Annotated in this window: 21 protein-coding genes and 1 pseudogene; 14 read left to right on the top strand and 8 right to left on the bottom strand. The window is 60.8% G+C overall.

Translation table 11 applies throughout. The features are described from left to right. Positions 1–7 precede the first annotated feature (7 nt). The 3 genes from BSU04_RS31120 to BSU04_RS31110 form a co-directional block, all read right to left on the bottom strand. Complete coding sequence (locus tag BSU04_RS31120; protein WP_089164154.1) at positions 8–1351, bottom strand: DUF2325 domain-containing protein; 1344 nt, start codon at positions 1349–1351, stop codon at positions 8–10. A 184-nt stretch (positions 1352–1535) separates the two neighbouring features. Beyond that, the gene (locus BSU04_RS31115) at positions 1536–2060 is read right to left on the bottom strand and encodes a hypothetical protein (RefSeq protein WP_144021409.1); all 525 of its coding nucleotides are present in this window, start codon (positions 2058–2060) and stop codon (positions 1536–1538) included. 345 nt (positions 2061–2405) lie between these two features. Continuing rightward, entirely contained in the window at positions 2406–3311 is a 906-nt protein-coding gene (locus BSU04_RS31110; RefSeq protein ID WP_089164122.1) for a dihydrodipicolinate synthase family protein, read from the bottom strand. 275 nt (positions 3312–3586) lie between these two features. On the opposite strand from BSU04_RS31110, the gene BSU04_RS31105 reads away from it, so the two are divergent. The 3 genes from BSU04_RS31105 (at position 3587) to BSU04_RS31095 (ending at position 6431) form a co-directional block, all read left to right on the top strand. Beyond that, positions 3587–4540: a 4-hydroxyproline epimerase gene (locus BSU04_RS31105; protein WP_089164153.1), complete on the top strand. Its 954-nt coding sequence runs from the start codon at positions 3587–3589 to the stop codon at positions 4538–4540. A 331-nt stretch (positions 4541–4871) separates the two neighbouring features. Next, positions 4872–5624 carry an AraC family transcriptional regulator gene (locus BSU04_RS31100; protein ID WP_256983501.1) on the top strand — a complete coding sequence of 251 codons (753 nt, stop codon included), beginning with the start codon at positions 4872–4874 and terminating at the stop codon, positions 5622–5624. Between the two features lie 393 nt (positions 5625–6017). Next, the gene (locus BSU04_RS31095; RefSeq protein WP_089164151.1) at positions 6018–6431 is read left to right on the top strand and encodes a response regulator; all 414 of its coding nucleotides are present in this window, start codon (positions 6018–6020) and stop codon (positions 6429–6431) included. Between the two features lie 79 nt (positions 6432–6510). On the opposite strand, the gene BSU04_RS46745 is transcribed toward BSU04_RS31095, so the two are convergent. Beyond that, the gene (locus BSU04_RS46745) at positions 6511–6681 is read right to left on the bottom strand and encodes a hypothetical protein (RefSeq protein WP_179258496.1); all 171 of its coding nucleotides are present in this window, start codon (positions 6679–6681) and stop codon (positions 6511–6513) included. Positions 6682–6909: 228 nt separating this feature from the next. Here BSU04_RS46745 and BSU04_RS31085 point away from each other — a divergent pair, with 228 nt between their 5' ends. The 4 genes from BSU04_RS31085 to BSU04_RS31070 all read left to right on the top strand — a co-directional run bounded on the left by BSU04_RS31085 (position 6910) and on the right by BSU04_RS31070 (position 11668). Next, positions 6910–7581: a glutathione S-transferase family protein gene (locus tag BSU04_RS31085; RefSeq protein WP_089164120.1), complete on the top strand. Its 672-nt coding sequence runs from the start codon at positions 6910–6912 to the stop codon at positions 7579–7581. Between the two features lie 138 nt (positions 7582–7719). Beyond that, positions 7720–9357, top strand: coding sequence for an ATP-binding domain-containing protein (locus BSU04_RS31080; RefSeq protein ID WP_089164119.1), 1638 nt, complete (start codon positions 7720–7722; stop codon positions 9355–9357). 8 nt (positions 9358–9365) lie between these two features. Further along, positions 9366–9863, top strand: a complete 498-nt coding sequence (locus tag BSU04_RS31075; RefSeq protein ID WP_089164118.1) for an oxidoreductase — start codon at positions 9366–9368, stop codon at positions 9861–9863. After that, entirely contained in the window at positions 9833–11668 is a 1836-nt protein-coding gene (locus BSU04_RS31070; RefSeq protein WP_306427241.1) for an ATP-binding response regulator, read from the top strand. The genes BSU04_RS31075 and BSU04_RS31070 overlap by 31 nt, the downstream gene beginning before the upstream one ends. Positions 11669–11688: 20 nt before the next feature. Here BSU04_RS31070 and BSU04_RS31065 read toward each other — a convergent pair whose 3' ends face one another. After that, entirely contained in the window at positions 11689–12543 is an 855-nt protein-coding gene (locus BSU04_RS31065; RefSeq protein ID WP_089164116.1) for a helix-turn-helix domain-containing protein, read from the bottom strand. 517 nt (positions 12544–13060) lie between these two features. On the opposite strand from BSU04_RS31065, the gene BSU04_RS31060 reads away from it, so the two are divergent. Beyond that, on the top strand, positions 13061–13732 hold the full coding sequence (locus tag BSU04_RS31060) for an OmpW/AlkL family protein (RefSeq protein ID WP_179258495.1): 672 nt from the start codon (positions 13061–13063) through the stop codon (positions 13730–13732). Positions 13733–13807: 75 nt separating this feature from the next. Here the strand turns inward: BSU04_RS31060 and istB are convergent, their stop codons facing one another. Next, a complete protein-coding gene (istB, locus tag BSU04_RS31055; protein WP_089164115.1) occupies positions 13808–14566 on the bottom strand; it encodes an IS21-like element helper ATPase IstB in 759 nt (252 codons plus the stop codon). A gap of 18 nt (positions 14567–14584) precedes the next feature. Next, on the bottom strand, positions 14585–16132 hold the full coding sequence (gene istA, locus BSU04_RS31050; RefSeq protein ID WP_089164114.1) for an IS21 family transposase: 1548 nt from the start codon (positions 16130–16132) through the stop codon (positions 14585–14587). 181 nt (positions 16133–16313) lie between these two features. Here istA and BSU04_RS49195 point away from each other — a divergent pair. After that, positions 16314–16436: pseudogene (locus BSU04_RS49195) on the top strand (OmpW/AlkL family protein); the annotation flags it as partial. 74 nt (positions 16437–16510) lie between these two features. Here the strand turns inward: BSU04_RS49195 and BSU04_RS31045 are convergent. Beyond that, positions 16511–17476, bottom strand: a complete 966-nt coding sequence (locus BSU04_RS31045) for a hypothetical protein (protein WP_089164113.1) — start codon at positions 17474–17476, stop codon at positions 16511–16513. A 526-nt stretch (positions 17477–18002) separates the two neighbouring features. Here BSU04_RS31045 and BSU04_RS31040 point away from each other — a divergent pair. The 5 genes from BSU04_RS31040 to BSU04_RS31020 all read left to right on the top strand — a co-directional run bounded on the left by BSU04_RS31040 (position 18003) and on the right by BSU04_RS31020 (position 25072). After that, positions 18003–19352 carry an MFS transporter gene (locus tag BSU04_RS31040; protein WP_089164112.1) on the top strand — a complete coding sequence of 450 codons (1350 nt, stop codon included), beginning with the start codon at positions 18003–18005 and terminating at the stop codon, positions 19350–19352. Between the two features lie 266 nt (positions 19353–19618). Continuing rightward, entirely contained in the window at positions 19619–19927 is a 309-nt protein-coding gene (locus BSU04_RS31035) for a hypothetical protein (RefSeq protein ID WP_089164111.1), read from the top strand. Positions 19928–20250: 323 nt separating this feature from the next. Then, positions 20251–22407 (top strand): ATP-binding protein, encoded by a 2157-nt coding sequence (locus BSU04_RS31030; RefSeq protein WP_089164110.1) that lies wholly within the window; start codon positions 20251–20253, stop codon positions 22405–22407. Next, positions 22404–24431, top strand: a complete 2028-nt coding sequence (locus BSU04_RS31025; RefSeq protein ID WP_089164109.1) for a hybrid sensor histidine kinase/response regulator — start codon at positions 22404–22406, stop codon at positions 24429–24431. The genes BSU04_RS31030 and BSU04_RS31025 overlap by 4 nt, the downstream gene beginning before the upstream one ends. Further along, the gene (locus BSU04_RS31020) at positions 24428–25072 is read left to right on the top strand and encodes a response regulator (protein ID WP_089164108.1); all 645 of its coding nucleotides are present in this window, start codon (positions 24428–24430) and stop codon (positions 25070–25072) included. The genes BSU04_RS31025 and BSU04_RS31020 overlap by 4 nt, the downstream gene beginning before the upstream one ends. Positions 25073–25192: the final 120 nt, after the last annotated feature.

Here is a 25192-nt window from a genome sequence, read left to right as displayed (position 1 = left end):
CAAGGGCTTAGCCGTGCCGCAGGCAAAACCGGGACGCTGGTGGCGTATTACCGGGTTGCGGCGACGCCCGGCCGAGCCGTGTCATCAATTCCACGAAGCTTGCGACGCTCGCGGTTCTTAACGGGTGATAGTCGACCTGATGACGATCGCACACGCGCTTGAGCAGATGCATGGAGTCGTGGTCTATACAGTCGACCGGAAACACGACAATGTCCGCTCGCGGGAGCGCAGCGGCGAACATGCCCTTGCGGTCTTCTATGCCGCCATCGTGGACGACAAAATCGCCTCCCGCCGACTCAACGAGTTGCCTTAACGCGGCGTTCGAACCGGGTCGGCCGCCCACATAAACCACGCGCTTGCCGCTCAGGTTAGTGAGATCGTCGGTCTTCGAGCCGGTTTCGCTGCCCTGAGCCACCAGCGCCTGCTCCAGCGCGTTGCATTCGGCCTGGACTACGTTGAGCATCGCAATGGTATCGTCCAGCCGCTGGCTCAAGGTCTGCGCATGGCGCTGCTCATCGAGCGCGCGTTGCTCGGCGGTTTCCCGGCGGCTGGTGTGAATCGCAAGACGTTCGTCGCGCGCAGCCAGTGCCTCGCGCAACGCCTGGACTTCAGCCTCCAGACCTGCTTCAGACGTATCCGGTGTGCGGTCTGCCTTCGCCGACAACTCGGCCACGTGCGCGCTCAATTGGCTTAGTGACGCGTCGCGCTCAGTAGTCAATTCGAGCAGCTTGTTTTGCTGCCGCTCCATCTTGTCCTTGAGCGCCGCATTTTCTTCTTCGAGTGCAACTAGGCGCCGGATGTCGGCGCGGTTGGCCGCGCCCACCAGATGGGACAACATGTGCAGGTCGCCGAACGCAGTCTGGCGCACGCTCATGACGGCTTCCGGATGCGTCATCAATGCCCAGTATGCCGGCGGAATATCGCCGCTCTTGAGCGCGTCTTTCCAGAGCGCCAGCAGGGCTTCAGGATTTTTTGCCGCTTCGAAGCGGCGCACGGCGCCCGAGTAACGGGCATCGAGCGCCTTCTGCAGAGCCTTGGCGCCCGTGCCACCTTCTATGGCGAGTTCCACTGCGGCGTGATGAATTTCCAGATCCGTCGCGTGCTGCCGATCGAGATCCGTAAACTTCGGCACGAGTTTTCTAAGCTCGTTCGTGCTCAGGCATGTGCCGATGACCGAGCAATGCAAATGCGAATCCAGATCTGACAGACGCGCCCGGCGGCGCGGACTGCGAAGCTCTGCGTCGGTAGGCGCGCAGCAAGCATCCGCCGCGCCGGCGTGAGCGCCGGTATAAGCACCCGCAGCGCTGGTCGATTCAGTGGACGGCGTGCGGGCAAGGCGGAAGGGGGGCACGGATTGCACATTCACCTCGAATCGATCTGGATGTCAAACGGCTGAACAGACAACGGCCTTTAGCCTGCTCGATGAACGGATATCGAAATATATCATTGAATATAACGGTCCAAATCTGGACGGTTGCTTTGACGAAATCAATGCCCGGTGGTCCTGGTAGTTCTGGCTTATGGAGCGCCGACGTTCACGCAGACACGTCGCTGCTCGCACGGTCGCGATAGTGCCGCTCCAGCACGTGCTCGACGCATAAGCCAACGAAGGTGGCGTCCAGGCGTTCGAGACTTCGCGCAACCTGCTGAAGACTGGCCGTGCCGCTGCCGGGCGCGGCCAGAAATACCTGATCGCGCTGCTGCTCAGCCGTTCTGGCGGTTTCGATGGCAAACGTCAGGTCGTCGAGGCGGCCGAAATCGAGCGCGCGAGCGTGAACTTCAAGGGAAGACAAAAGCTCGCCGAGCGGCTGGCCGGTCGTGGATTCGAGGGAGCGGGCATTACCGCGCATGTCCTCGAGCATGAGGACAAAACGGGCGACGCTTGCGCGCAGGTTCCGGAATGCATCGACCACTTCCCTGATTGCTTCTGTGCGCTCAGGATTGCGCGCCGAGTTGAGCGGCGTGATGGCGACCGACAGGTCGTGACTCAGCGGGACGCAAGCGGGAGGGTGGGGTGTCGATGCCTGTTGCCCGGACATGGGTAAATCCTCGAGATGCATGATTGGATCGGTTTCTTTGCTCAGGCAAGATGAATAATCGGGGGTAAAAGAATAGTACCGTGATATTTCATAGAATATAATGAATGCCTGTTTTTTGTCTTGGAGGTTCGACGGTACTTGGCTGATTTTGAGGCTTGGGAGCGTTCGCGGACAGGCTGCTTGTATGTCCAGGCAGCAACGCGTTGGGCGAGGGGAGCCAGGACAGGGGAGCCAGGACAGGCTCGTATTTTCCGGCTGGCGGATCAAGAGGGGCGCTATCGGTCAGTATCGGTCAGCAGTAAAACATCGGCGACTACCGTCTTGTTTGAATGGGAACAAGCCAGAGCCGCCGCGGTAAAACTCGATTTAGAACGTCGGCAATACCGGCCGGGTTTCAATCGAACGCTTGATCAACGCTTCCACCGCGAGACGTTCGTCGCCGGCCAGCGGCAAGCGCGGCGGCCGGACCGGTTCGGTGCCCAGACCTACCATGGCTTCGGCGAGCTTGATGTTCTGCACCAGCTTGGCCGAGACGTCGAGCGCGAGCAGCGGCGCAAACCAGCGATAGATCGTGCGGGCTTCTTCCAGGCGCCCGGCTTTGAGCAACTTGAAGATTGCCACGGTCTCTGCAGGAAACGCGCAAACCAGCCCCGCCACCCAGCCATGCGCGCCCATCAGGCAGGCTTCCATCGCGAGGTTATCGACACCGCAAAAGAGTGCGTAGCGATCGCCGACCGCATTGATGAGGTCGGTGAAGCGGCGTACGTCGCCGGCCGATTCCTTGATCGCGACGAGCTTCTTTTCATCGGCGAGTTCGGCGAACATGTCCGGTGTCACATCAACGCCGTACGCGAGCGGGTTGTTGTAGACCATGATCGGCAAGGGACTCGCACTGGCGACCACGCGGAAGTGGTTCAGCGTTTCGCGCCGGTCCGACAAATAACGCAAACCCGGCAGCACCATGTAACCGGCAGCGCCGTGCTTGACGCCGAGTTCGGCCTGGCGGCAACCGTCGAGCGTGCTGTTTTCCGCAATCGTCAGCAACACGGGCACGCGTCCCTGGGCTGCATCGACGCCGATGTCCAGCACATCCAGCTTCTCGTCGAGCGAAAGCGTCGACGCTTCACCAAGCGATCCGCAGACAATAATGCCGTCCACCCCGGCCGCGATTTGCGCTTCGATATTCTTCTTCGTCCAAGCGCGATCTATGCTGAAATCTGCATTGAACTTGGTCGTGACGGCGGGCATTACGCCTTCCCAGATATGCGCCATGGCGGCTCTCCTAAAAGTAATTGATTGAGTGCAGTCTAAGCATTGCAGAATGGGCTGTCTTGCATGTTGGGCGCAATTGCGATGCCGATTTCGGCACAACCGCGATTGTCTGTCCTTTGGACCGGGCGGTCTTGTCTGTAGCGGAATCAGGCCGAGAGCGCACGATAATCAAGTGCTCCCAAGTTCACCAAGAGAACGTCATCTATGCCGAAATCGGCATCAAATTCGCTGAGCGTCGCCAAGACGGCTCACGTCCAAATTTCTACGATATCAGCATGAAAATCCTACACTTCATCGATTCCCATACGGGCGGCGAACCCACTCGCCTTGTTACGTCGGGTGGACCGGATCTGGGTGGGGGCACCCTGGCCGAGCGCCTGGAAAATCTCCGCACTGAACACGACGACTGGCGTGCGGGCGTGGTCACCGAACCACGCGGCTCGGACGTGATCGTGGGGGCATTGTTGTGCGAGCCGGATGACCCCGCGTGTGCGGCGGCGGTCATCTTCTTCAATAACGTTGGGTATCTCGGCATGTGCGGCCACGGCACGATCGGCCTGATCGTGTCTCTTGCTTACCTGGGGAAGATCCAGCCGGGTTCACACCGGATCCAGACGCCTGCGGGTTTTGTCGAGGCCACGCTGCATCAGGATGGACGGGTGAGCGTGCGCAACGTTCCCTCGTACCGATACCGGCAAGCGGTCCGCGTGGATGTGGACGGCTACGGGCCACTGACAGGCGATATCGCCTGGGGCGGCAACTGGTTTTTTCTCGTAGCCGATCACGGCCAGGATCTCGCTGCAACGAACCTGACCCGACTGACGGCGGTAACAGATGCCATTCGTGAGGCATTGCAGGCGCAAGGCATCACCGGTGAGAGCGCCGCGATGATCGACCACATTGAGTTGTTCGCGGACTCACCGCGTGCAGGTATCGATAGCCGCAATTTCGTACTGTGTCCTGGCAGCGCCTACGACCGTTCGCCGTGTGGCACAGGCACAAGCGCGAAGGTCGCCTGTCTGGCCGCCGACAATAAATTGGCCGAGGGCGAGGTATGGCGGCAGGAAAGCATCATTGGCAGCGTGTTCGAGGCAAGCTACAGGCGCTCGGGCGAACTTGCGAGTCAGGTGGTAATCCCGACCATTACCGGACACGCGCACATCATGGCGCAAGGCCGACTCTGCTTCGACAGCACCGACCCGTTCGCCTGGGGTATCCCGGCGGCCTGAGCGCCGGACCGGGATGTCGTCAGTCTCGTCAGTGCAACATGCGCGCTGCGTGTACCTCCTCCGTCGTTCTCTGATTGCCTCAAGCCTTCCTGTCGTCATTCCCAATTTTGACAGACGCTTCTCGCCTTTATAATCGGGCGCAGCGCGGTGCGCGCCCATCCACGCGGCATACGTGGCATGGTCGGCACTTGCGGACTCCGACGACGCCAGCGAGACGCGAATGACCATTACGACGGACCGTCCGGCGCATGCTGAGCGCGAACACGGCGCCGCTCCACCCGCCTTGCACGTCACGCTGCAGGCGCCCGCAGGTGCCGCGACGCTCGAGGCCATGCTGCAGCATTTCAGGCTGCTGGAGCCGGTCTTCGACGCGATGCCTGATATCGTTTTTTTCGTGAAGGACGCGCAAGCGCGTTATGCCCTGGTGAACCGGGCGCTGGCTTCGCGCTGCGGCCTGAAGGACAAGCTGGGGCTGCTCGGCAAGACTGCGGAAGAAGTCTTCCCGCAACGCTTTGGCCGCATTTACACGGCGCAGGACCAGTCGATCATCGCGCAGGGCAATCCGATGATCGACCAGCTCGAATTGCATCTCTACCCCGCGCGCCAACCGGGCTGGTGCATGACGTCGAAGCAGCCGCTCCACGACGCGCACGGCACGGTCGTTGGCCTGGCCGGCATCTCGCGCGACCTGCAGGCGGACGAAGGGACGCATCCGGCTTACAGTCGGCTCGCGGCCGTCGTCCAGCATATCCAGAGCAACTTTGTGCAGCCGCTGAACATGCCGCATCTGGCGGCGATGGCGAACATGTCGATCGCCCAGCTAGAGCGTTATTTCCACAAGGTTTTTCATCTGACACCGCGTCAGGTGTTGCTCAAGACGCGGCTCGATGCGGCCACGGCGCTGCTTTTCACGCACGACAAGGTAACCGACGTAGCGGCGTTATGCGGCTACACCGACCACAGTGCTTTCACGCGACAGTTCAAGGCGACCGTGGGCCTGACGCCGACCGAATATCGCGCGCTGTTGCGCTCGCATCAGGTGGTACCGCATTCGACACACACTGCAGCCAAGCTTTCACTTTGATATAGGTGTCGATACGTCTGAACTTTCAAAACGGCGCGCCGGGTAAAAAATTACACGCGCGGCGCCAAATGCGGACCGGCGCGCGACTTCGCGCAGACCTGTCACGAGCCCACTAGGGTTTGCGCAAGGCCTCGCGCAGAGGGGCTTTCGCCGTGGTTTCTCATGCAGTTTCTGCGCTCGGTCTGTTTATTGCTGCAAGTTTGTTCGACCGCGCAATGAGGCATACTGCGCCCGTCGAATATTTAACCCGCGCGACGTTCGACACCGGCGCGCGCGGCAGATCACACGGTGCCGCATGGATCTCATGCCGTCGTGCCGCAAGCTGCGCAGTGAGTGAGACGCGAGAACCGCGACATCGGCACCGGAATCCTGTTTGGGCTGTTAGAAAAGATAATGATGAATGAAGTAGCGAGACTGGGACATACCAGGATTGTGCTGATCGAAGATGACCTGGAGAGCCGAGAGTCACTGCGAATGCTGCTGGAGGAGGAAGGCGCGGAAGTCGTCGCCGTGGCGGACGCTGAAGAGGGCGCCGAGACAGTCATCCGGGAGTTGCCCGACGCTGTTATCTGCGACATCGACTTGCCGATGATGGATGGTTTTTACCTGATCCAGCGCCTGCGTGACCATGAGATTCGAGGCAACCTGACGCCATCGATAGCGATAGCCCTGACAGGGCACGACGGAGACGAATACCGGCTGCGAAGCATCGGCGAAGGGTTCCAGCACTTCATGACAAAACCCGCGCATCCCGATGAACTCGTGAGGCTGATTCAACAGTCGCTTAGCGCGCGCGTGCTGTCCTAGTTAGCGTTATATGCGCAGCTCGCCGCCGGTACACGCAGGACGAGTACGTCCCGCGCGCCCGTGACACTTGATTGCGGTCTTATGACCGGTCGCGGTTGCGCGCGCGGGTGGCGCCGGTGATGACTGCAATGCCCAGCAAGATCACGTCGACAATCATGATGGTGTGTTGCGCCACATGCATGGCGACCAGCGCCCATGACACGCCGCCAATCAGTATCAGCCAGCCCAACAGATAAATAACCAGGGTCATTGAATTGTCCTTTTGCGTTGTTTTGATCTGGAAACGAGAAAAAGCAAAGAACGGCAAATCGCGTTCGTTCATGCGTGTTGCACAAAGCGGGCCTTACCCCACGAATTCGACACTAAACTGAGGATTGCCTCGGTGTGAATACGAACGCCCATACGCAGCCATGTTGTATTCTTGGCGCGTTTGTGACTGGACTTCAACCCCGGATTTAAACCCCTACGGCAATCTTCCATGCTCATTGTTCACCACCTCAACAATTCCCGTTCGCAACGCGTGCTCTGGATGCTGGAAGAATTGGGCGTCGACTACGAAATCAAGCGTTATCAGCGCGATCCCAACACCATGCTCGCGCCGCCCGAGTTGCGCGCTGTGCATCCGCTGGGGAAGTCTCCGGTCATCACGGACGACGGCCAGACGATCGCCGAGTCTGGCGCGATCATGGAGTACCTGAACGAACGTTACGGACAAGGGCGTTTCTCGCCCCCGCATGGGGCCACGCCTGAACGCATCCGCTACAACTATTGGATGCACTACGCCGAAGGCTCCGCCATGCCGCCGCTGTTGCTCAAGCTGGTGGCGTTGCGCATCGCCAGCGCGCCCATGCCGTTTTTCGTCAAGCCTATCGCGCGCCGCATCGCGCGGACCATGCAGGACAGTTTCATCGACCCGCAATTGAAACTGCACTTCGGCTTCATAGAGAGCGAGCTGTCGAAGTCCGAATGGTTCGCCGGCGATTCCTTTAGCGCTGCCGATGTGCAGATGAGCTTCCCGCTCGAAGCCGGAACTCAGCGTGCGGGCGCGAAGACGCTTCCCCATGTAGCGGCGTTCGTAAAGCGCATTCACGAGCGTCCGGCCTATCAGCGAGCGTTGCAGCGTGGCGGAAAATACGATTTTGCGGACTGACCCGGGACGCGACCGGAGACAGCCCTGCGGCTTGCGTACAATGGCCGCTGGTTACCGGGCTCCTGCTTGAATCAGGGTTTTTCCGGTTCTTACACGCACTCACACGCATTGATACGCACTTAGGCGCGAAGGCGAAGCATGGCTCGAATCGTCCCCGACGACTGGAAGAATATGGAAGCGACCGGCGCTGCCGTGCGTGAACTCGACACGCTGGCGCTGCTCGCAAAACTCCCCGACGACTACACCGTGTACCACGGCGTTCACTGGACCCGGATCAACGAAGGTTTTTCGGTGTTCGGGGAAGCGGACTTCGTCGTGGTCGCGCCGTCGGGCCGGGTGCTGGTCATCGAACAGAAGGCGGGATTCCTGCGTGAGACGCCCGCGGGCCTGATGAAGGTCTACATGCAGAAAGAGCGCAACGTCGCGATCCAGCTTGCACGGACGCTCGAGAACTTGCACCGGCGCTTCACGGCCGCATTCGGCGCGGGCACCTACCGGATAGAGGAGCTGCTGTATTGCCCTGACTACACGGTGAAGGACGCGTCCATTGCAGGCGTGCCCGAAGCGCGCATTGTCGACGCCAGCCGCCGAGCGAAGCTGCCGTCTGTCGTGCTGGATATCCTGCCGCCTGACGAGGCGCGCTTCGAAGCGTCTGCGCGGATCCATCACTTTCTCTCCGATGAACTCGCCCTCACACCCGATACCAACGCGCTGGTCGGTCAGGCCGACATGCTCGTCACCCGGCTCTCGGGGGGGCTCGCCACGTGGGCGCGCCGGCTCGAATTCCAGCCGTTCAGGCTGCGCGTGATCGGTACGGCCGGCTCGGGCAAGACACAACTGGCGGTGCAGGTCATGCGCGACACGGTGGCGTTGGGACGCAGCGTGCTGTACGTGTGTTTCAACCGGCCGCTCGCCGATCACATCCGCCTGGTCGCGCCGCCCGAAGCGCGCATTGCCAACTATCACCAGCTGAGCGCAAGCGTGACGCGCGATGCCGGCATCCCGCCGGATTTCAGCCAGCCGAACGTATTCGCCACGCTGGAGGAGCGTTTCGCCAACGTCGAGATTGCGGAGCACTGGAAGTTCGACGTATTGATTGTCGACGAAGGCCAGGATTTCCAGGCGGCCTGGGTGGACGCGCTGGCCCGGTTGCTCAAGCCGGGCGGCGCGTGGTGGTGGCTCGAAGATCCGATGCAGAACCTGTATTTCCGCGACCCCGTGCCGCTGCCCGGCTGGACCACGTTGCGCGAGACCACGAACTATCGCAGTCCCCGCGACTTGCTGGCGTACATCCGGCGGATCGTGGGACGCGACGTGCGTCTCGATGCGGGCAGTCCCTTCGACGGTTCCGAAGTCAGTCTCTCCACCTACGAAAACGACCACCCCGACGAAGTGATCGAGGCGACCAAGCGAGCGATCACTCAGGCGCTGGCGCTCGGTTACCGGAAGCAGGACATTGCGGTGTTGTCCTTTCGCGGACGCGAAGGCTCGGTGCTGACTTCGGTCGACCAGCTCGGGCCGCATCGCTTGCGCAGTTTCACGGGCACTTACGATTTGTTCGGGAATCCGGAATACAGGGAAGGTGATGTGTTGCTTGAATCGATCTATCGGTTCAAGGGGCAGTCGGCACCTTGCGTGATCCTGACCGAAGTCGATTTCGACAGCTTCGACGAACAGGTCGCGCGCAAGTTCTTTGTCGGCGCGACGCGCGCCACCATGAAGTTGATCGTGGTGGCGTCCGAGCGTGCGGCACATGCCTTTGACGAACAGCATTGACCGCCGCCATGACACAGCAGCGGATCCTGAGAGCGCTCGCGGCTTCGCTGCTTGCTTTGTTGTCGCCGGCCGCCAGCGCGGCTCCGTTGGCGCTGGACGTGCAGGGAATGATCGGGCGCACCAACGACCCGGACCATAGCGTCTATCACATCAGCGAAGCCGAGCTGCTGAAGCTGCCGGTCCATACGATCACAACCTCGACCACCTGGACGCCGAAGTCCACCTTCTCCGGGCCGCTGCTGGGTGACGTGCTGAAGCTCGTGGACGCACGCGCCGACAGCATCGAACTGCGCACGATCGACGATTATTCATACACGGTGAGCGCCAGGGAAGCTGAGCGCTATGGCGCAATTCTGGCTTACAGCAGGAATGGCGTGCGCCTGACCGTCAGCAACTTTGGTCCGTTGTTCCTGATCTATCCGCGCGACGCGTATCCGTCCGAGTTGAGTGGATCGGCCGCAGAGGCGAAGTTCGTGTGGCAGATAAAAGCGATGGTCGTGAAATGATGCGTGGGCCGCTTCGCCGTTTCAAGGTTGCGATGCTGGTTGCGGCAGCCATTGCGCCGCCGCTGGGCGGCGTGGGCTACGTGTTGTATTCCGTCCTGCTGGCCAACCAGACCACGCAGCAACTCACCTTGCCGTACGACGGTTTCTACTGGGACGGTGCGCAATTCCAGATTGCGTACGGCCGCTTTGCGAACCAGATTCTGTTGTATCGCAGCGGGATCGATGCCGATACCGACGAGATCCAGCTCCGGTTCGAGGTGCTTGAATCGAAGCTCGCCATTGTCACCGCTTCTACCGCGATGCTCTCCGATGGCGGCACCCTGCGAAGCCGTCAACAGGAGATCCTTCGGCAACTGGACGCGGCGCTCGAGTCTATCGACCCGGATATCGATTTGTTGAGCAGGGACCCCGGGCGCACGCTGAAGATCATTGGCGTATTGCGGCAGAACCAGGATGCAGTCAACGAACTGGCGAACGGACGCCGCGTGGTCGACGTGGCGGAGCGTGATTACATTGCGCGTGATTTCGTTTCGAAGCGGCGTTATTTGTTTGCCGCGGGCATGCTGCTCGCGATGCTTTCCATGGTGGCCACCGCCATGCTGCTGCTCAACGGCTATCGGCGCTCGCGGCTGATTCACCAGCAACGCGCGGCGCTCGAAGCGCAACATCAGGCAACTCGCGCGGCGCGCGAGGCATCGCAGGCGAAGGACGCTTTCCTTGGCATGATCAGCCACGAGCTGCGCACGCCTTTGCATGCCATCGTGTCATCGGTGGAACTGCTGGAACTAAACCTGCATAGCGAAAGCGATCGCAAGATCATCCAGCGGCTCGAGACCGGCGCACGCCATCTTGAGGCACAGATGCGCGACCTGACAGATTTCGCGAGGCTCGGCGCCGGCAAGCTTGAATTGCGGCTGACTGTATTCGATCCCATGGAACTGCTCGACTCCATCGTGGACGCCAATACCCCGGCGGCCGTGGCGAAGGGCCTGGCGTTGCGCGGGCAGTTCGCGGGCGAGGCGGGTCTGGTGGAATCGGACCAGCACCGGCTGCGTCAGATCGTGACCAACCTGGTGACGAACGCTATCAAGTACACCGACTCCGGTTCTATCGATGTGCGTTTCGAACGCTCGCTCGAAAGGCTTGATATTTCTGTCATTGATACCGGTCCCGGGATTGCGCGCGAACAGTTGCCGCTGATCTTCAAGGAATTCACGCAACTCGATTCATCGAGCACGCGGCGCTTCGATGGCGCCGGCATGGGCCTCGCCGTCGTGCGCGGACTGGTCGAATTGCTGGGGGGCGTGGTCAACGTCTCGAGTGACGTCGGTCAGGGCGCGGCGTTTCGCGTGAGTTTGCCCGCCGCACCGGTGGCGCGAATGCCCGAGCGCGAGCGAGCGCCGGCGGACTTGCCGCCATTGAAGAAAGCACGCGTGCTGGTGATTGACGACCACGATTCGATCCGCGAGTCGCTGACTGAAATGCTGACGCACCTGGGTTATTCGAGCGTGGCAATGCCCGATGTGGACAGTGCGCTCGCGTGGCTCGAGAACAATCAGGCCGATGTGATCCTCGCCGACCTGCATATGCCGGGCAAAGACGGGTACTCGTTCGTGAATGAATACCGGGCAAGGCGGGCAGCGGGCGCGAGCTTGCCTGTGATCGCGGTGAGTGCCTACGCACCGGATCTGGTCGACCCTAGCGCCGCCATCCTGTTCTTCGATTACCTGCTCAAACCCGTGCGCTATGAAGTGCTGAAAAGCGCCTTGGCGCGGGCGTTATCGGCGACGCGGCGAATACATTGAGCGGTGCGCGGTGTCGAGGATCAGGCCCGCTGCAAGCGCTTCGACAGGTCGGCCACCAGGATTGCCATGCGCGCCGGTTTCTCGAAGCATGTGACGTTGTAGCGCTGGATGATGTCGCTGATTTCCGACTCGCTTGCCTTACCGGTCGTCAGTTCGCCCGTCAATACGAAGATGGGCGCATCGGGGTTGTCGGAGTTGCGCACGGCACGGATCGCGTCGGCCGACGTATGCGCCCCGAACAGCCAGTCGATCACGACCGCGTCGAACACTTGTGTCTGCAGCGCTTGCGAGAACCCTTCCAGACCATACAGCGCGACCGCCGTGAAACCGCTGCGTTCGAGATAGTCGTGCAGGTTGTCGGCTGAGGTCTGATCGTCGTCCACGACCGCGATCAGCGGTTTGTCCATGTCCGTGCGGCGCGGCTGGATCTCGATCTTGTGGACATCGTGCGCGGCGTGCAGCAGCACGCCTTCGTGCGTCGTCACGAGCCAGCGGCCGTTCATGTTTTGTGCAATGAAATCCGGACGGCTGCCCGGCTCCAGCGCTTCGCCAATCCACGCAACACAGGGAATCTGGATAGCGCCAAGCATCAGGACGGCATCCTGGGCGGTGCCTTCGGTGTCGTCTACGTCGGCGTTCTTCGCGTCGAAGAGTTGCAGGGCAGGCTCGCTGAACGCGTCGGCCACGCGGCGGATCTGCGCAAGCGTCCATGGGCTGTTGCCACGTAGCTTGCGATGTCCCTGCGAGAAACTGAGGTCGAGGATGCGGCAAAGCTCGGCTGTCTGCTGCCGCTTGCCAATGCCGTGGCGATTCATCAGGTCGCGTACGCGCTGGGCGACTGCGAGGGAATCGGAGGATGAGGTTTCAGTGACCATGCTGCCTGTGGACCAGTAAAAGCGCGTGGTGGGTTGAGGGCGGTATCGCGAATTCGGGATGGATCGGGGGGTATTGTAGGCGTAAGAGAGGGCTGGTTCGAAAAACTCTTGCGAAGATAAGCGCCTGTCTCGCAGAGGGCCGGAGGTTGTTACCGGTTGTGAACACACGAGCCCATTCGAGCCGGTAATCGGTTCGCGCCTGGCAAACGTTCTCGTGTATCAGATAACGGCATGAAGCCGCCCGAAGCAATCTAAAACGGTAGACCGGCTACTTGGGTCATTTGACCGCCTGCGTAAAACATCATGCGATGAGATGCGTTCTCTGGACTAAAACCGTCTCTCGGTGTTCATACCTCGTCCGCTGTGCGATGCCAGAAGGGCAGCAAATCGGGTTTCGGATTCTTACCAGATTCCAGAAGTATTGCTCAAGCGTAGAGGGGGTTATTCGTACGATCGTTCGCATAGAATCTTCTCCAGATCCACTGACAGGATCGGATAAAACGGAGGAGACGTGAGCATGCAGAAACGAGCATTGGGCGTGATGAGCGTGATGGCCACGTTGTGGATCAGTATGGCGGCTCACGCACAGAGCGCGGGCGACATCGTGGCGAACCTCGGCTGGTTTCATCTGGCGCCACAGGATTCGAGCAAGCCGCTGACGGTCAGTGCCCTTGGCACGAGCACGACCGAAACCGGTACGGGGGCATCGGTCGACAACGCGGACACGTTCGGCCTGACAGCGACGTATTTCATTACCGATCACATCGCCGCCACGGCCGTGCTTGGCGTGCCGCCCAAGTTCACGCTGTCCGGCAGCGGATCGCTCTCGTCACTCGGGCAGATCGGGACCGCTTACGAATGGAGCCCGACCCTGCTGCTGAAGTATTACTTCAACGACGCGCAGAGCCGCCTGCGGCCTTATCTCGGCGCCGGTGGATCGTATGTCTGGTACAGCGGTGTGAAGTTGAGTTCGGCGATGTCCAGCGGCAGTTTCCTGTATTCCCCAAGCTATGGGACCGCCCTTGAGGGACCGACGAAAGCCAAGTTGAGCAGTTCGTTTGCGCCGGTCATCAACGCCGGGCTTTCCTATAATATCAACAAGCATTGGTCGGTCGATGCCTCGCTCTCTTATATGTGGTGCGTATTCCACGCAAAGAGAACAGCCATTCCAGAGCAAAGTGAATCGTAATTCCACGGCAAAGCGAACAAGGATTCCACGCCATCGCGAACAAACGGAGCGCAGCGACGCGGGACCTTTACCTTTTTACTCGGACTGCGGCTTCGCGGTCAATCGGCTGCGCGTCTTGCGCAGCGATTCGCCCTCGAGCGTGATGCGATGAGCGTTGTGCACCAGCCGGTCAAGGATCGCGTCGGCGACGGTGGGTTCGCCGATCGCCTCATGCCAATGGTCCACCGGAATCTGGGAGGTAGCGAGCGTGGAACGGTGCCCGTGACGGTCGTCAAGAACCTCAAGCAGATCGCGCCGCGCGGAATCGGTCAGCGGCGCCATTGCCAGATCGTCGAGAATCACGAGATCAGTCTTGGCCAGTTGTGCAAGCCACCGCGCGTAGCGCCCGCTGCCGTGTGCGATCGCTAGTTCCTCGTTCAGTTTCGGCACGCGCAGATAGCAGGCGGAGAACCCCTGACGGCACGCCTGGATAGCGAAGGCGCAAGCCAACCAACTCTTGCCGAGCCCGGTCGGGGCAACCAGAATCAGATTCTGACTCTCCCGAAGCCACTCACCGGTCAGCAGTCGGGCGGTAAGCGCGCGATCCAGTCCGCGGGCTGTGCGATAGTCGATGTCCTCAGGCGATGCGTCGGGGACCTTCAGTCTGGCCCGGCGCAGCCGGGCCGCCGTTTGTCGCGAGTCGCGCTCACTGGATTCACGCTCGACCAGCAGCCCCAGACGTTCTTCAAAGCCCAGCCGGTCAATGCCGTCCTGGGACTGTTGTTCGGCAAGCGCCGCCGCCATGCCGGACAGGTGCAGCGCGTGCAGTTTGTCGACAGTGGGATGATGCAGCATATAGACTCCCTTTCAGTTTCAGTGGTAGTACGAAGGCCCGCGCACATTGGCATGCACAAGCGGTAGGTCGGCCTGCCTGGTAGTGGGTTCGGGCTCTCGGTCCAGGCCGTTCTTCAGCGTCGAGTCAATGAACTTGTAGTTCGGCGCTTTCAGATCGATAGCGCGGCGGCAGGCAGCTTCGAGCCGATCGCGCCCGTAGTCCTTGCCCATACGCAGCACACCGAGGCAGGTGCGATACGACTGCTGGGGGTGCTTGCGGGCACCCAGCAGGTGCTGGATGACGGCCGCCGTATGCGGACCGATGTCGGCGGCCCAGTTGCGCAGCCGCTCCGGATCCCAGCCCTTGGCGACCGCCAGGTGTTCCGGCGGCATGTGCGTGTCGATCGTGGTGTGGTAGCGACGGCGAGCGCTTTTGCCGTGAGCGGCAATACGTTGCCCGCGATGGAAGATCTCGACGGTGTTGGTCGTGTGGCGCACGTCGACCTGCTCGCGCGCGTAGCGATACGGCACCGAGTAATAGTGCTGATCAAGCTCGACGTGATAGTCCGGCCCGATACGCGCGACCTTCCACTCCGCGTACTGATAGGGCTGCTCGGGCAACGGCCTGAGTGCCGGACGATCGATTTCGTCGAAGACACTACGGCGGGAGCCGGGCAATTTCTTGAAGGACCGGTTGTTCAGATCGCTCAGCAACGCGGCAACCGCCCGGTTGGCCTCGCCCAAGCTGAAGAAACGCTGGTTGCGCAGGCGGGCGAGGACCCATCTCTGCACCAGGAGGACCGACAGCTCTGCTTTCGGCTTGTCCCTCGGTTTTTTACTGCGAGCCGGGATCACCGCCACGGAGTAATACCTGGCCATTTCCTGATAGGTTGGATTGATGTCCGGATCGTAAAACCCCGGCTTGTGGACGCCCGATTTCAAATTGTCGGGCACCAGAATCTCGACCAGGCCGTCATAGAACGCGAAGGCGCGCACGTGCGAGCCGATCCAGTCTGGAAGCTGCTGAGTCCAGGTGAGCTCCGCAAACGTAAGCCCGGACACGCCGAGCGCAGCGACGAACAGCTCGGCCTCGCGGATTTCTCCGGTGTCCGGGTTGATGATGCCGAGCTTCTTGCCGCTATAGTCGACGAACAGCTTCTGGCCCGGCACGTGCGTTTGCCGCATCGTGACCGGAAGCCGCTGCGCCCATTCCTGGTAAGCCTTGCAGAACCAACTGTAGCCGCAGCCGTCCGGATGCTGCGCCTTGTATTCCTGCCACAGCAGATCGAGCGTGACGCCTTTCCTGCCGATCTCGCGATGCACAGTCGGCCAGTCCGGCATGCCTCGCGTTGGCTCGCGCCGCGCCGGCGGCGGATACAGCCTCGCCTCGAGCGCCGCGTCATCCGTTAGCAGTTCCGCTGGCAGCGGCCAGCTCAGCCCTGCCAGGCGCGTGCGGCGCAGGTAATGCCACACCGTTGTTGTCGAGGCGCCGACCGCGTCGGCGATCTCCCTCTGGTTGCGGTCGCACTCGAAATGCAGCCGCAACACTTCCCTGATTTTGCGCATGGTCAACCTGACATTTGCCATTCGGCACTCCCGACAAAACCGTCGATCGTGCCACCGTTGACCCGCATCGCCGCCACCCGGAAATCCTGTTCACGATGGCGTGGAAACCCTGTTCTTTTTGCCGTGGAATCGGCATTAACTTTGCCGTGGAATTCGTGTTCTTTTTGCCGTGGAATCCCTGTTCACTTTGGCGTGGAATATTCATATGTGGCTTTCAACGCGCGCCACGTTGACCACCCAGTCGAAACTGGGCACCGTGACCAGCAGCACCAAGATCAAACTCAATCCGATCATTTCATTTGTTTCAGTAGGGTATCGGTTCTGACCGGGGTTTACGCCGGATTTCCCGGCTTTGCTTTCCAGCTTCGCCTTACAACTTTGCCTCACACCTTCTTCGCCTCAACCGGGGTTGCTGGCCGTGACCGGATCGAGCCAGAGTTCCTTGCGCTCGACCGGCACCCACGAGGGAAGAAACGGATTGCTCAACTCGATCACGACACGCCTTTCCAGATGCAGGTCGGCAACGGCCGGCCCAAAATTCTTCTGGAATAGCGCGTCGAAACTTCCGTCCTTTCGCATTGCCTCGAGGCCGTCCTTGATTCGCTGGGCGATCAGCGGGTAAGCCTTGCTGACGTAAAAGAATTGCGCATAGGAATAGCGGATCAGCAGATGAGTATCTATCGCCATCTCGGGGTACTGGGTGCGAAATGAAATGAGCTCGGGCGTGATCTCAAGCGCACCGCGCGGGAACAGGTCGAAACGGCGGTGAACCAGCATCGGGAACAGGAGATCGTACTGGCTTGTCGTGACGAGGGGGATGCGGTTGAGCCGGTACACGGGCACGTCGCCCCAGTCCTGCCCTTGCCCGACGTTCAGCAGACGAAGGCCCTGGATGTCATTGACTTCATTGATGCGAGCTTGGTTGTCGCGCCGGATCAGCGCGACCCGATAACCGAGAAGGCCTTTGTCGATAGGTATGGCAATCGGAATGGTCTTCGCGTTGAGGTCGGGGTGACCCGGATCGCTCGCAATCACATTGATCAGGCGACCGGATATGACCTCCTCGATCTCTCGCTGTGTTGACATCGGCTCGGAGTAGGCGTCGATAACGTAGGGTCCGTACGTGGGTATCGTATGGTTCAGCGCCGCAATCAGAAAATCCCAGCGCCTTTCCCGAACGACTTCCTCTCGTACGCGAAGGATGCGGATATGCATGGGCGCGGCCAGCGCCGGACTGCTGGCTTGGGCGCGGGCAATGCCGGTCATGAATAGGCTAGCCACGAGGCTAGTTACGAGGCTGGCCGCGCCCGTCATCAAGACGGCGCAGGCCAGCGCACGAACGCCGGCTGTCCAATCGCTTCGCATGTGCCTTCTCCTGAGGAGCCTCCAATCGGGTTGAAGCGCTGCGCGTACCTGTGTTACGGGAATGCGATCGATACAGCGTGTGTGAGAGGGCGTCGCGGGGGACGGGATCATGGGCGTGCTCATAAAACAGACGGCGCGCCCTGACAGACATTTTGCGCCCGCCGATAAACCAAGAGACGCCTGTAGGCGCCGCCGGGTAATGCCCAATTGCGCGCAGCGTTGACATGGAATTCGACACGAGGACAGGTACGAGGAAATAGACGCGGGCGTATGTGCAAGGCCCCCTGACAGACGTTCATACGTCATTTCGCGCACACAATTCTTCCGACTCCAGCGCATGCTGCGCCTGACCCGGTCAATTCTGCCATCAGCCGGCGCGCGGCATCTCAGCGTTAACTGGAGTTCCACGGGCACATACTACTTCCCGCTTTGTCTCAGGAGCACTATGCTTTCTACGGCAAAGAGATATGAACATTGCGCACAAGATGACGATGGACGTTTAAAACTCTGACTTGGGGGAAGGCAAGTGGAACTCGAAACCCGCACTTTGGGACGCGTGACGAAGAGACTCGTCCCGTTCCTGATCCTCTGTTATTTCATAGCGTACCTGGACCGCGTCAACGTCGGTTTCGCCGCGTTGCAAATGAATAAAGACCTCGGGTTGTCCTCCAGCGCCTTCGGCTTCGGCGCGGGGATTTTCTTCATCGCTTATTTCTTTTTCGAGGTTCCGTCCAACCTGCTGCTGGAGAAGTTCGGTGCGCGCCGATGGATCGCCCGGATCATGTTCACCTGGGGCATCCTTGCCGGCGCCATGGCATTCATCCCCGGGATCTCCCGATTGACAGGACTCTCGCCCGCACACGTGTTCTACACCTTGCGGGTATTGCTCGGGATTGCGGAAGCGGGATTCTTCCCGGGCATCATCTTCCTGCTGACGCTGTGGTTTCCGGCGGCGTACCGGGCGCGCGTGGTGGGCTACTTCATGGTGGCCATCCCGCTGTCCACGGTGATAGGCGCCCCTATCTCCGGTGCGCTGCTCAACCTCGATAAACTCGCAAACCTCGCGGGCTGGCAGTGGGTTTATCTGATTGAAGCGTTGCCGGCCCTGTTCTTGTCGTTCGTGGTCCTGTTTTATCTCACCGACAAACCGGCGGACGCAACCTGGCTTGCGCCCGAGGAGCGTGACTGGCTCGTGGCCCGGCAAGCACAGGAACGCGCGCAGCGCGAGGCCGTGCGTTCCTTCAGTGTGCGCGAAGCCTTGTTCAACCCGCGGGTTCTCGCGGTCGCGCTTATCTACTTCGGCGCCAACGCGACCAACTACGGCCTGAGTTTCTTCCTGCCGCAAATCGTCAAAGGATTTGGCCTCGGCAATGTCCAGACGGGCCTGGTGACGTCGCTGCCTTACATTGTCGGCGTCTTCAGCATGATCTTGTGGGGACGCCGCTCCGACCGCAAGCTCGAGCGCAAGTGGCATGTAGCCATTCCGCTGCTGGTGGCTGCCGGTGGAATTGCGGCTTCAACGGTACTGGATGATCCTGTGCTGAAAATGATCGCGCTGTCCATTGCCGGCTTCGGCATATTCGGTTGCCTGCCGGTGATCTGGACGTTGCCCGCCGCTTTCCTTTCGGGGGCGGCCGCAGCGGGCGGCATTGCAGCGGTGAATTCGCTCGGCAATCTGGCCGGATTCTTCGGACCCTACGCGATGGGATGGATCAAGGACAGCACCGGCAGTTTTGCCGCTGGCTTGCTCTGTCTGTCCGGGGCCGGTCTGGTCGGCGTGGCAGCGGTCCTCCTGCTTCGTCACGATAGCGCTTTGGAGAACGCGCCCGGGTCTCTTGTTGAAGAAAGCTCGGGGCACGCCAAGGGCACATCCTAGCGGTCTTGAGTGCTCGAAGCGAGCGTAGCTTGCGCCGCGAAAGGGGCCCGCGATGGTTGGCTCCTTTCGCTTCCACTCGGGGCGCTGCCTTCTCAGCAGTCGTCCTGATCATTCCCTGTCCCCGCATCGAATTCTTGTCTGCGTAAGGATTTCCTGACGAGGAAATCAGCATACGTCCCGGCCCATTTTCCGCGTTTCCTGACTGTGTAATTCCCTTCAGCCGCCTAGACTCTGAAGCATCAAAATGGGTCTTCCGGTAATCCGCCATGATTCCGTATCTGTCCGAGCGCGAAAATGCGGTGGAGCATATCCACACTATCTGCCTGCGCTTGTTCGATTCATGGTGCGAGAACAGGAACGTGATTCCGCTCGCGTATTTGATGCATTGCTGGCCTCTGATCAACAGCGGTCCCATATCGATCAGGCGCCTTGCGGACACCATGTGGGAGCTACGCAAATTCCACGCGGAAACGCTCGATGTAGACGAGTCTGGCGTGCTGTGCGACCTGGCCGATTGTATTGACGAGATTCTGGGGAACTCGTTTGGCCCGTTCAGTATCGCGGCCAACGGCTAGGATTGCATCAGCCTTTCTTGCCTGGGCGAACTTGAATGAACTTGAAAGCTGGAGGGCATCGGTTTGTTCCGTTCGAGATAGGCCAGGCGTCTGCTGGAACGCCTAAAGGTAAAGCGCAAGGGACCTGCCGTCTTCAGCGAGTGGGTTCCAGAGCGCAGCTGGCGCGTGCGACGAGGCGCTGCGCCGGTCTGCTCACCCTAAACCATTTCAGTACCGACGGTCGGCCGCCAAGTCTGCCGTCCGCCCGATGAACTCACGATAACCGTCATTCGGCAACGAGTGCAGATTAACGAAAACGAGGTTCCGGGCACTCGCGGGGGGATATGGTTCTCAACACGTTCAGCGCACTGTGGAGTTCGCTGAGCCGCTTTCGCCACAGCGTGGTCCTGCGGCTTCTCGCGACTGTCCTCCTGTTCAGCTGCGTGGTTACGCTGCTGCTGACTGCGCTTCAACTCTACGGCGACTATGAGCGCGGGATTTCGCTCATCGAAAACCGGCTGTCGGATATCGACCGGAGTTATCGCGACAGCCTCAGCGAGGGTCTATGGCGGCTCGACCGGCAGCAGCTTCAACTCGAACTCGACGGCATGCTTCGTCTTGCTGATATTCGTGCCGCCGAGGTCCGTGAGACTGGCTCGGTCGCCTCGCCCCTGGTGGTGCGAGCTGGCCAGCGCATGAACGATGCGGTCATATCGCGCGAATTTCCCATCTCGTACCGGGTCCACGGCACGCAACGCGTGCTCGGCACCTTGTATGTCGAGGCGACGCTCTCCGGTCTCTATAGTGAGCTGGCGCAGACCGCGCTCCTGATCCTGGTGAGCCAGGCGGCCAACACCTTTCTCGTTGCGCTTTTCATCATCTACATCTTTTGGCGGCTCGTTACGCGACACCTCGCGACAATCGCGCGGCTTGTCGGCCGCTACGACTTTCGCGAGTCGCCGCAACCGTTCAGCCTTCAGCGCCGCCAGCCACGCCGACCCGACGAACTCGATCGCGTGGTTGCCGCATTTCATGCGATGGGTGTACGCCTGCACGTCGCCTACCTTGACGAACGTAACGCCGCCAAGCAACGCGAGGCGCTGCGTTCGGCTGAAGCGGCGAACCGCGCCAAGGGCGAATTCCTGGCCAACATGAGCCATGAACTACGCACGCCGCTGAACGGCATCCTGGGTTACGCGCAGATCCTCCACCGCGACAGCGGGCTGAACGAACGGCAACATGCCGGCGTGGCCGTCATCCAGCGCAGCGGCGAACACCTGCTGACGCTGATCGACGACACGCTCGACTTCGCGAGAATAGAGGCGGGCAAGCTGAGGCTTGAGATTGTCGACGTACCGTTGCCCGGTCTCATGGATGTGATTCGCGAAATCATCGGCGTAAAGGCGGAAGAGAAACAGCTCGAATGTGTCTGCGTGATTGCGCCCGACGTACCGGGTGGCGTGCGCGCCGACGCGCGGCGCTTGCGGCAGGTGCTGCTCAACCTCCTCGCGAACGCCGTCAAATTCACGGATCGGGGCAGGGTGAGTCTGCTTGTCACGCAGACCGCTTACCAGGCGGTACGGTTCGAGGTACGCGACACCGGGATCGGCATTGCGCCGGATCAGTTGAGAACAGTCTTCGAACCGTTCGAACAGGTCGGCAATCCCGAGCGTCGTTCTGAGGGCACCGGGCTCGGGCTCGCCATCAGCCGGGAGTTCGTGCTGGCGATGGGCAGCGAGATCCACGTCGAGAGCGGCCTCGGGCAAGGCAGTACCTTCTGGTTTGAACTGCCCCCCGCCACGACGGTTCGCTCAGGCACGTCGCGCGAACCGGATGCACGCGTCGCGACCGGCTACGAGGGGCCGCGCAGGAAAGTGCTGATCATCGATGACGTGACGGTCAATCGCACCGTCATTACGGAATTGCTGAGCCGGCTCGGTTTCGACATCATCGAAGCGACGAGCGGCAGCGAGGGATTGGCCAAGGCACAAAGCGAGCGGCCGGCACTGATTGTCACGGACATCGTGATGCCCGGCATGGACGGCCTCGAGGCCACGCGCCGATTACGGCGAACACCGGGACTGACTGACGTGCCGATCATTGCGGTGACCGCCAGCCCATCCTGTAGCGACGAGATAAAAAGCCTTGCGGCGGGCGTGAATGCATTCCTCCCCAAGCCGGTCGACTTCGGCCTGCTGCTGGCCCAGATAAGCGCGTTGCTAAACCTTGAGTGGACCTACGCCGCGAAGGCGCATGCCCCGCAGTCGTCCTCATTGCCGGCAGTGCCAACCGCCGTGCCGGCGCCGCAAATGGATGAACTGTATCGTCTTGCGCGGGTTGGCAATATGCGGGACATCATTGCGTGGGCGGACCGGATTTCATTAATCGATCCGCAGTACGAACCTTTTACAGCGCACCTGCGTGGGCTGGCGAAAGGCTATCAGTCGAAGGCAATCCTCCTGCTCGTAGAACGCTATATTGAAGCGAGGCCGGCGCCATGAGCGAGATAAGCGCCAACCTGCGCGACAGCGTCAACGAGCCGCCGGCAATCCTCATTGTCGATGACATGCCGGCCAATCTCAGCCTCGTGGTCGACAGCCTCGCCGACCAGGGCTTTCGCGTGCTGGTGGCGCTCGATGGCGAGGAGGCGCTCGAACGCGCGCAGTTTTCGCAGCCGGATCTGATCCTGCTCGACGTGAAGATGCCAGGCATCGACGGCTTTGAAACTTGCCGCCGGCTCAAGATGAACGAGCGCACGCGAGATATCTCGGTGATCTTCATGACGTCGCTGACTGGAATCGAGGACTTGGTCGAAGGTTTCGCTGCCGGTGGCTCGGACTACGTGACGAAGCCTGTTCGGATCGACGAAATGATGGCGCGGATCAGTACGCATCTGGCGCTACGCGCAATGCACAAGCAGCTTGTCGCACAGAACCGGCAATTGTCGAGCGAAGTGAACGTGCGCCAGCAAGCGGAAGCGGCGCTGGCGCGTGCGCGCGACGAGCTCGAGGTGCGGGTCGCGCAACGCACTGCAGAACTCGCGCAGGCGAATGCCAGCCTGCGGCTGGAGATAGAGGAGCGCAGGCGGGCCGAAACAAAGTTGCTGTCGAGCGAGGCGCGGTTCCGCAATATCGTGGAGACCAGTCCGCTGCCGTTTTGCATCACGTCGATGCCGCACGGGTCGCTGCTCTACATGAACGAGCCGTTTCGGAAGTTGTTCGGCCTCGCCGCCCAGACCGACACGGTCATTCGTATTGCCGATTTCTATGTGGACCCCGCGACGCGCGACAGGCTGGTGCGCCAGCTTCGCATGCTCGGCGGCTTTCGCAACACGGAAGTCAATTTCAGGCGGCCGGACGGCAGCACGTTCTGGGCAATGCTGACCGCCCGGGTAGCGAGCTTCGACGACGCGCCGGCCATCTACGTCGGCCTCAATGACGTGACCGCGCGCAAGCTGGCCGAGGGAAAATTGCGGGCGAGCGAAGCGAGTCTCGCGAACGCGCAACGACTTGCGCGGCTGGGTGACTGGGAGTGGGACGCAACCGCTGGCGTGATCCATTGGTCCGACGAGATGTACCGGATTCTCGGGTTGGCGCCCCATCTTTCGCGGCCGGGCTACCGCACTTTTCTGGCGGCAGTGCATCGCGAGGACCGGGCGCTGGTGCGCCTGGCTGTACGGGCGTTGCTGGATGAGCGGCGCCCATACGGCCTCGATTGCCGCGTAAGGGGAGCCGACGGTGTGGTGCGTATCGTCCAGTTCCAGGCCGAGGCGATGCCCGGCGGCGCGATGCAGCCGTTAAAGCTGGTCGGCACGATCCAGGACATTACCGAGCGCAAGAGCATCGAGCACGAACTCCTGGAATCGCGCGAGCAACTGCGGGAGTTGTCCGCCTACATGGAAGCGATTCGCGAAGAAGAAAGAAAACGCATCGCGATGGAAATTCATGACGAACTCGGGCAGTTATTGACCGCGTTGAAGATGGACGTTTCATTGCTCAAGATGCGTCTTGCCAATGACTCGGATGCGGCAAAGAAAGTTGACGACATGCGCGAGCTGGTTGAAAAGACGATCTGGATGGTGCGCAACGTCGCGAGTCATCTGAGACCCGCAGCGCTCAACTTCGGCATTGTGTCGGCGCTGGAGTGGCTGGTGGAGGACTTCGGCCGCCGCAAAGGCCTTTCCTGCCAGCTCTGGATCAACGGCCGCGAGCCGGTTCTTGATGATGCCCATGCCACTGCGGTTTTTCGTATTGTGCAGGCCTCGCTGACCAACGTTGCGCGCCATGCGGGGGCCTCGCGCGTGGACGTCACCTTGACCAACACCGAGACCACGCTCGATCTCTACGTCAGCGACGACGGTTGCGGGTTCGATCCGGCAGCCGCCCGCAAGGGATATTCATACGGACTGCTCGGCATGAGCGAGCGCGCCCGGCTGATCGGGGGATCGCTTCGAATCGACAGCTCGCCCGAAACGGGCACCGTGGTGTCGATTCACGTCCCGTTGGGCGAAGGCGAACGCCCATGATCCGGATCCTCATAGCCGACGATCACGCCATCGTGCGTGGCGGATTGAAGCAGATCATCGCGACGACCGCGGACATTGGTGTGGCGGGCGAAGCGGCGCAGGGCGCAGAGGTGATGGAGAAACTGCGTACTTGCCGCGTCGACCTCTTGCTCCTGGACATGACGATGCCGGGAATCAGCGGCGTTGACCTGATCCGGCGTGTGCGCACCGAACACCCGGCGCTGCCGGTCCTGGTGCTCAGCATCCACAATGAAGCGCAGGTCGTCGCGCGTGCGGTGCGGGCCGGTGCGACCGGCTATGTCACGAAGGACAGCGATCCTGACATCCTGCTTTGCGCCATTCGCAAGCTTGCCGGCGGGGGGCGGTTCATTGATCCGAAGCTGGTCGATGTCATGGTCTTCGACACCCATTCGAGCGACGCCGCGCCGCACGAGATCCTGTCGGATCGTGAGTTCCAGGTGCTGCATCTCCTGGCGGCGGGCAAGAGCATCAATGCGATAGCCGAGGTGCTTGTGCTGAGTGCCAAGACCATCAGCACGCACAAGATGCGCCTCATGCAAAAGCTTGGCATTGAAAACAACGCCGAACTGATCCGCTATGCAATCAAACATGGTTTGACTTCCGAGCGCGATCGCTCGTAAGGATATTCCGACAGGAAAACCAGCCACGCCTGAAGCCATAATCGACCTCTCCCGAGGGACAAGGACTTATGGCGCTCCTAGCATGGTCTCATGGGGCAAAAAGCAAACTACGGAGAATCT

Origin of the sequence: Caballeronia sordidicola (genome assembly GCF_002220365.1) — a bacterium.
Classification (GTDB): Bacteria; Pseudomonadota; Gammaproteobacteria; order Burkholderiales; family Burkholderiaceae; genus Caballeronia; species Caballeronia sordidicola_C.
This window is presented reverse-complemented; position numbering and strand designations above follow the sequence as displayed.

Excerpts from the sequence above, each read along its gene's own strand:
- BSU04_RS31115 (WP_144021409.1), bottom strand. The coding sequence starts at position 2,060 with ATGCATCTCGAGGATTTACCCATGTCCGGGCAACAGGCATCGACACCC.
- BSU04_RS31110 (WP_089164122.1), bottom strand. The coding sequence starts at position 3,311 with ATGGCGCATATCTGGGAAGGCGTAATGCCCGCCGTCACGACCAAGTTC.
- BSU04_RS31105 (WP_089164153.1), top strand. The coding sequence starts at position 3,587 with ATGAAAATCCTACACTTCATCGATTCCCATACGGGCGGCGAACCCACT.
- BSU04_RS31100 (WP_256983501.1), top strand. The coding sequence starts at position 4,872 with ATGCTGCAGCATTTCAGGCTGCTGGAGCCGGTCTTCGACGCGATGCCT.
- BSU04_RS31095 (WP_089164151.1), top strand. The coding sequence starts at position 6,018 with ATGATGAATGAAGTAGCGAGACTGGGACATACCAGGATTGTGCTGATC.
- BSU04_RS46745 (WP_179258496.1), bottom strand. The coding sequence starts at position 6,681 with ATGACCCTGGTTATTTATCTGTTGGGCTGGCTGATACTGATTGGCGGC.
- BSU04_RS31085 (WP_089164120.1), top strand. The coding sequence starts at position 6,910 with ATGCTCATTGTTCACCACCTCAACAATTCCCGTTCGCAACGCGTGCTC.
- BSU04_RS31080 (WP_089164119.1), top strand. The coding sequence starts at position 7,720 with ATGGCTCGAATCGTCCCCGACGACTGGAAGAATATGGAAGCGACCGGC.
- BSU04_RS31075 (WP_089164118.1), top strand. The coding sequence starts at position 9,366 with ATGACACAGCAGCGGATCCTGAGAGCGCTCGCGGCTTCGCTGCTTGCT.
- BSU04_RS31065 (WP_089164116.1), bottom strand. The coding sequence starts at position 12,543 with ATGGTCACTGAAACCTCATCCTCCGATTCCCTCGCAGTCGCCCAGCGC.
- BSU04_RS31060 (WP_179258495.1), top strand. The coding sequence starts at position 13,061 with ATGCAGAAACGAGCATTGGGCGTGATGAGCGTGATGGCCACGTTGTGG.
- istB (WP_089164115.1), bottom strand. The coding sequence starts at position 14,566 with ATGCTGCATCATCCCACTGTCGACAAACTGCACGCGCTGCACCTGTCC.
- istA (WP_089164114.1), bottom strand. The coding sequence starts at position 16,132 with ATGGCAAATGTCAGGTTGACCATGCGCAAAATCAGGGAAGTGTTGCGG.
- BSU04_RS31045 (WP_089164113.1), bottom strand. The coding sequence starts at position 17,476 with ATGCGAAGCGATTGGACAGCCGGCGTTCGTGCGCTGGCCTGCGCCGTC.
- BSU04_RS31035 (WP_089164111.1), top strand. The coding sequence starts at position 19,619 with ATGATTCCGTATCTGTCCGAGCGCGAAAATGCGGTGGAGCATATCCAC.
- BSU04_RS31030 (WP_089164110.1), top strand. The coding sequence starts at position 20,251 with ATGGTTCTCAACACGTTCAGCGCACTGTGGAGTTCGCTGAGCCGCTTT.
- BSU04_RS31025 (WP_089164109.1), top strand. The coding sequence starts at position 22,404 with ATGAGCGAGATAAGCGCCAACCTGCGCGACAGCGTCAACGAGCCGCCG.
- BSU04_RS31020 (WP_089164108.1), top strand. The coding sequence starts at position 24,428 with ATGATCCGGATCCTCATAGCCGACGATCACGCCATCGTGCGTGGCGGA.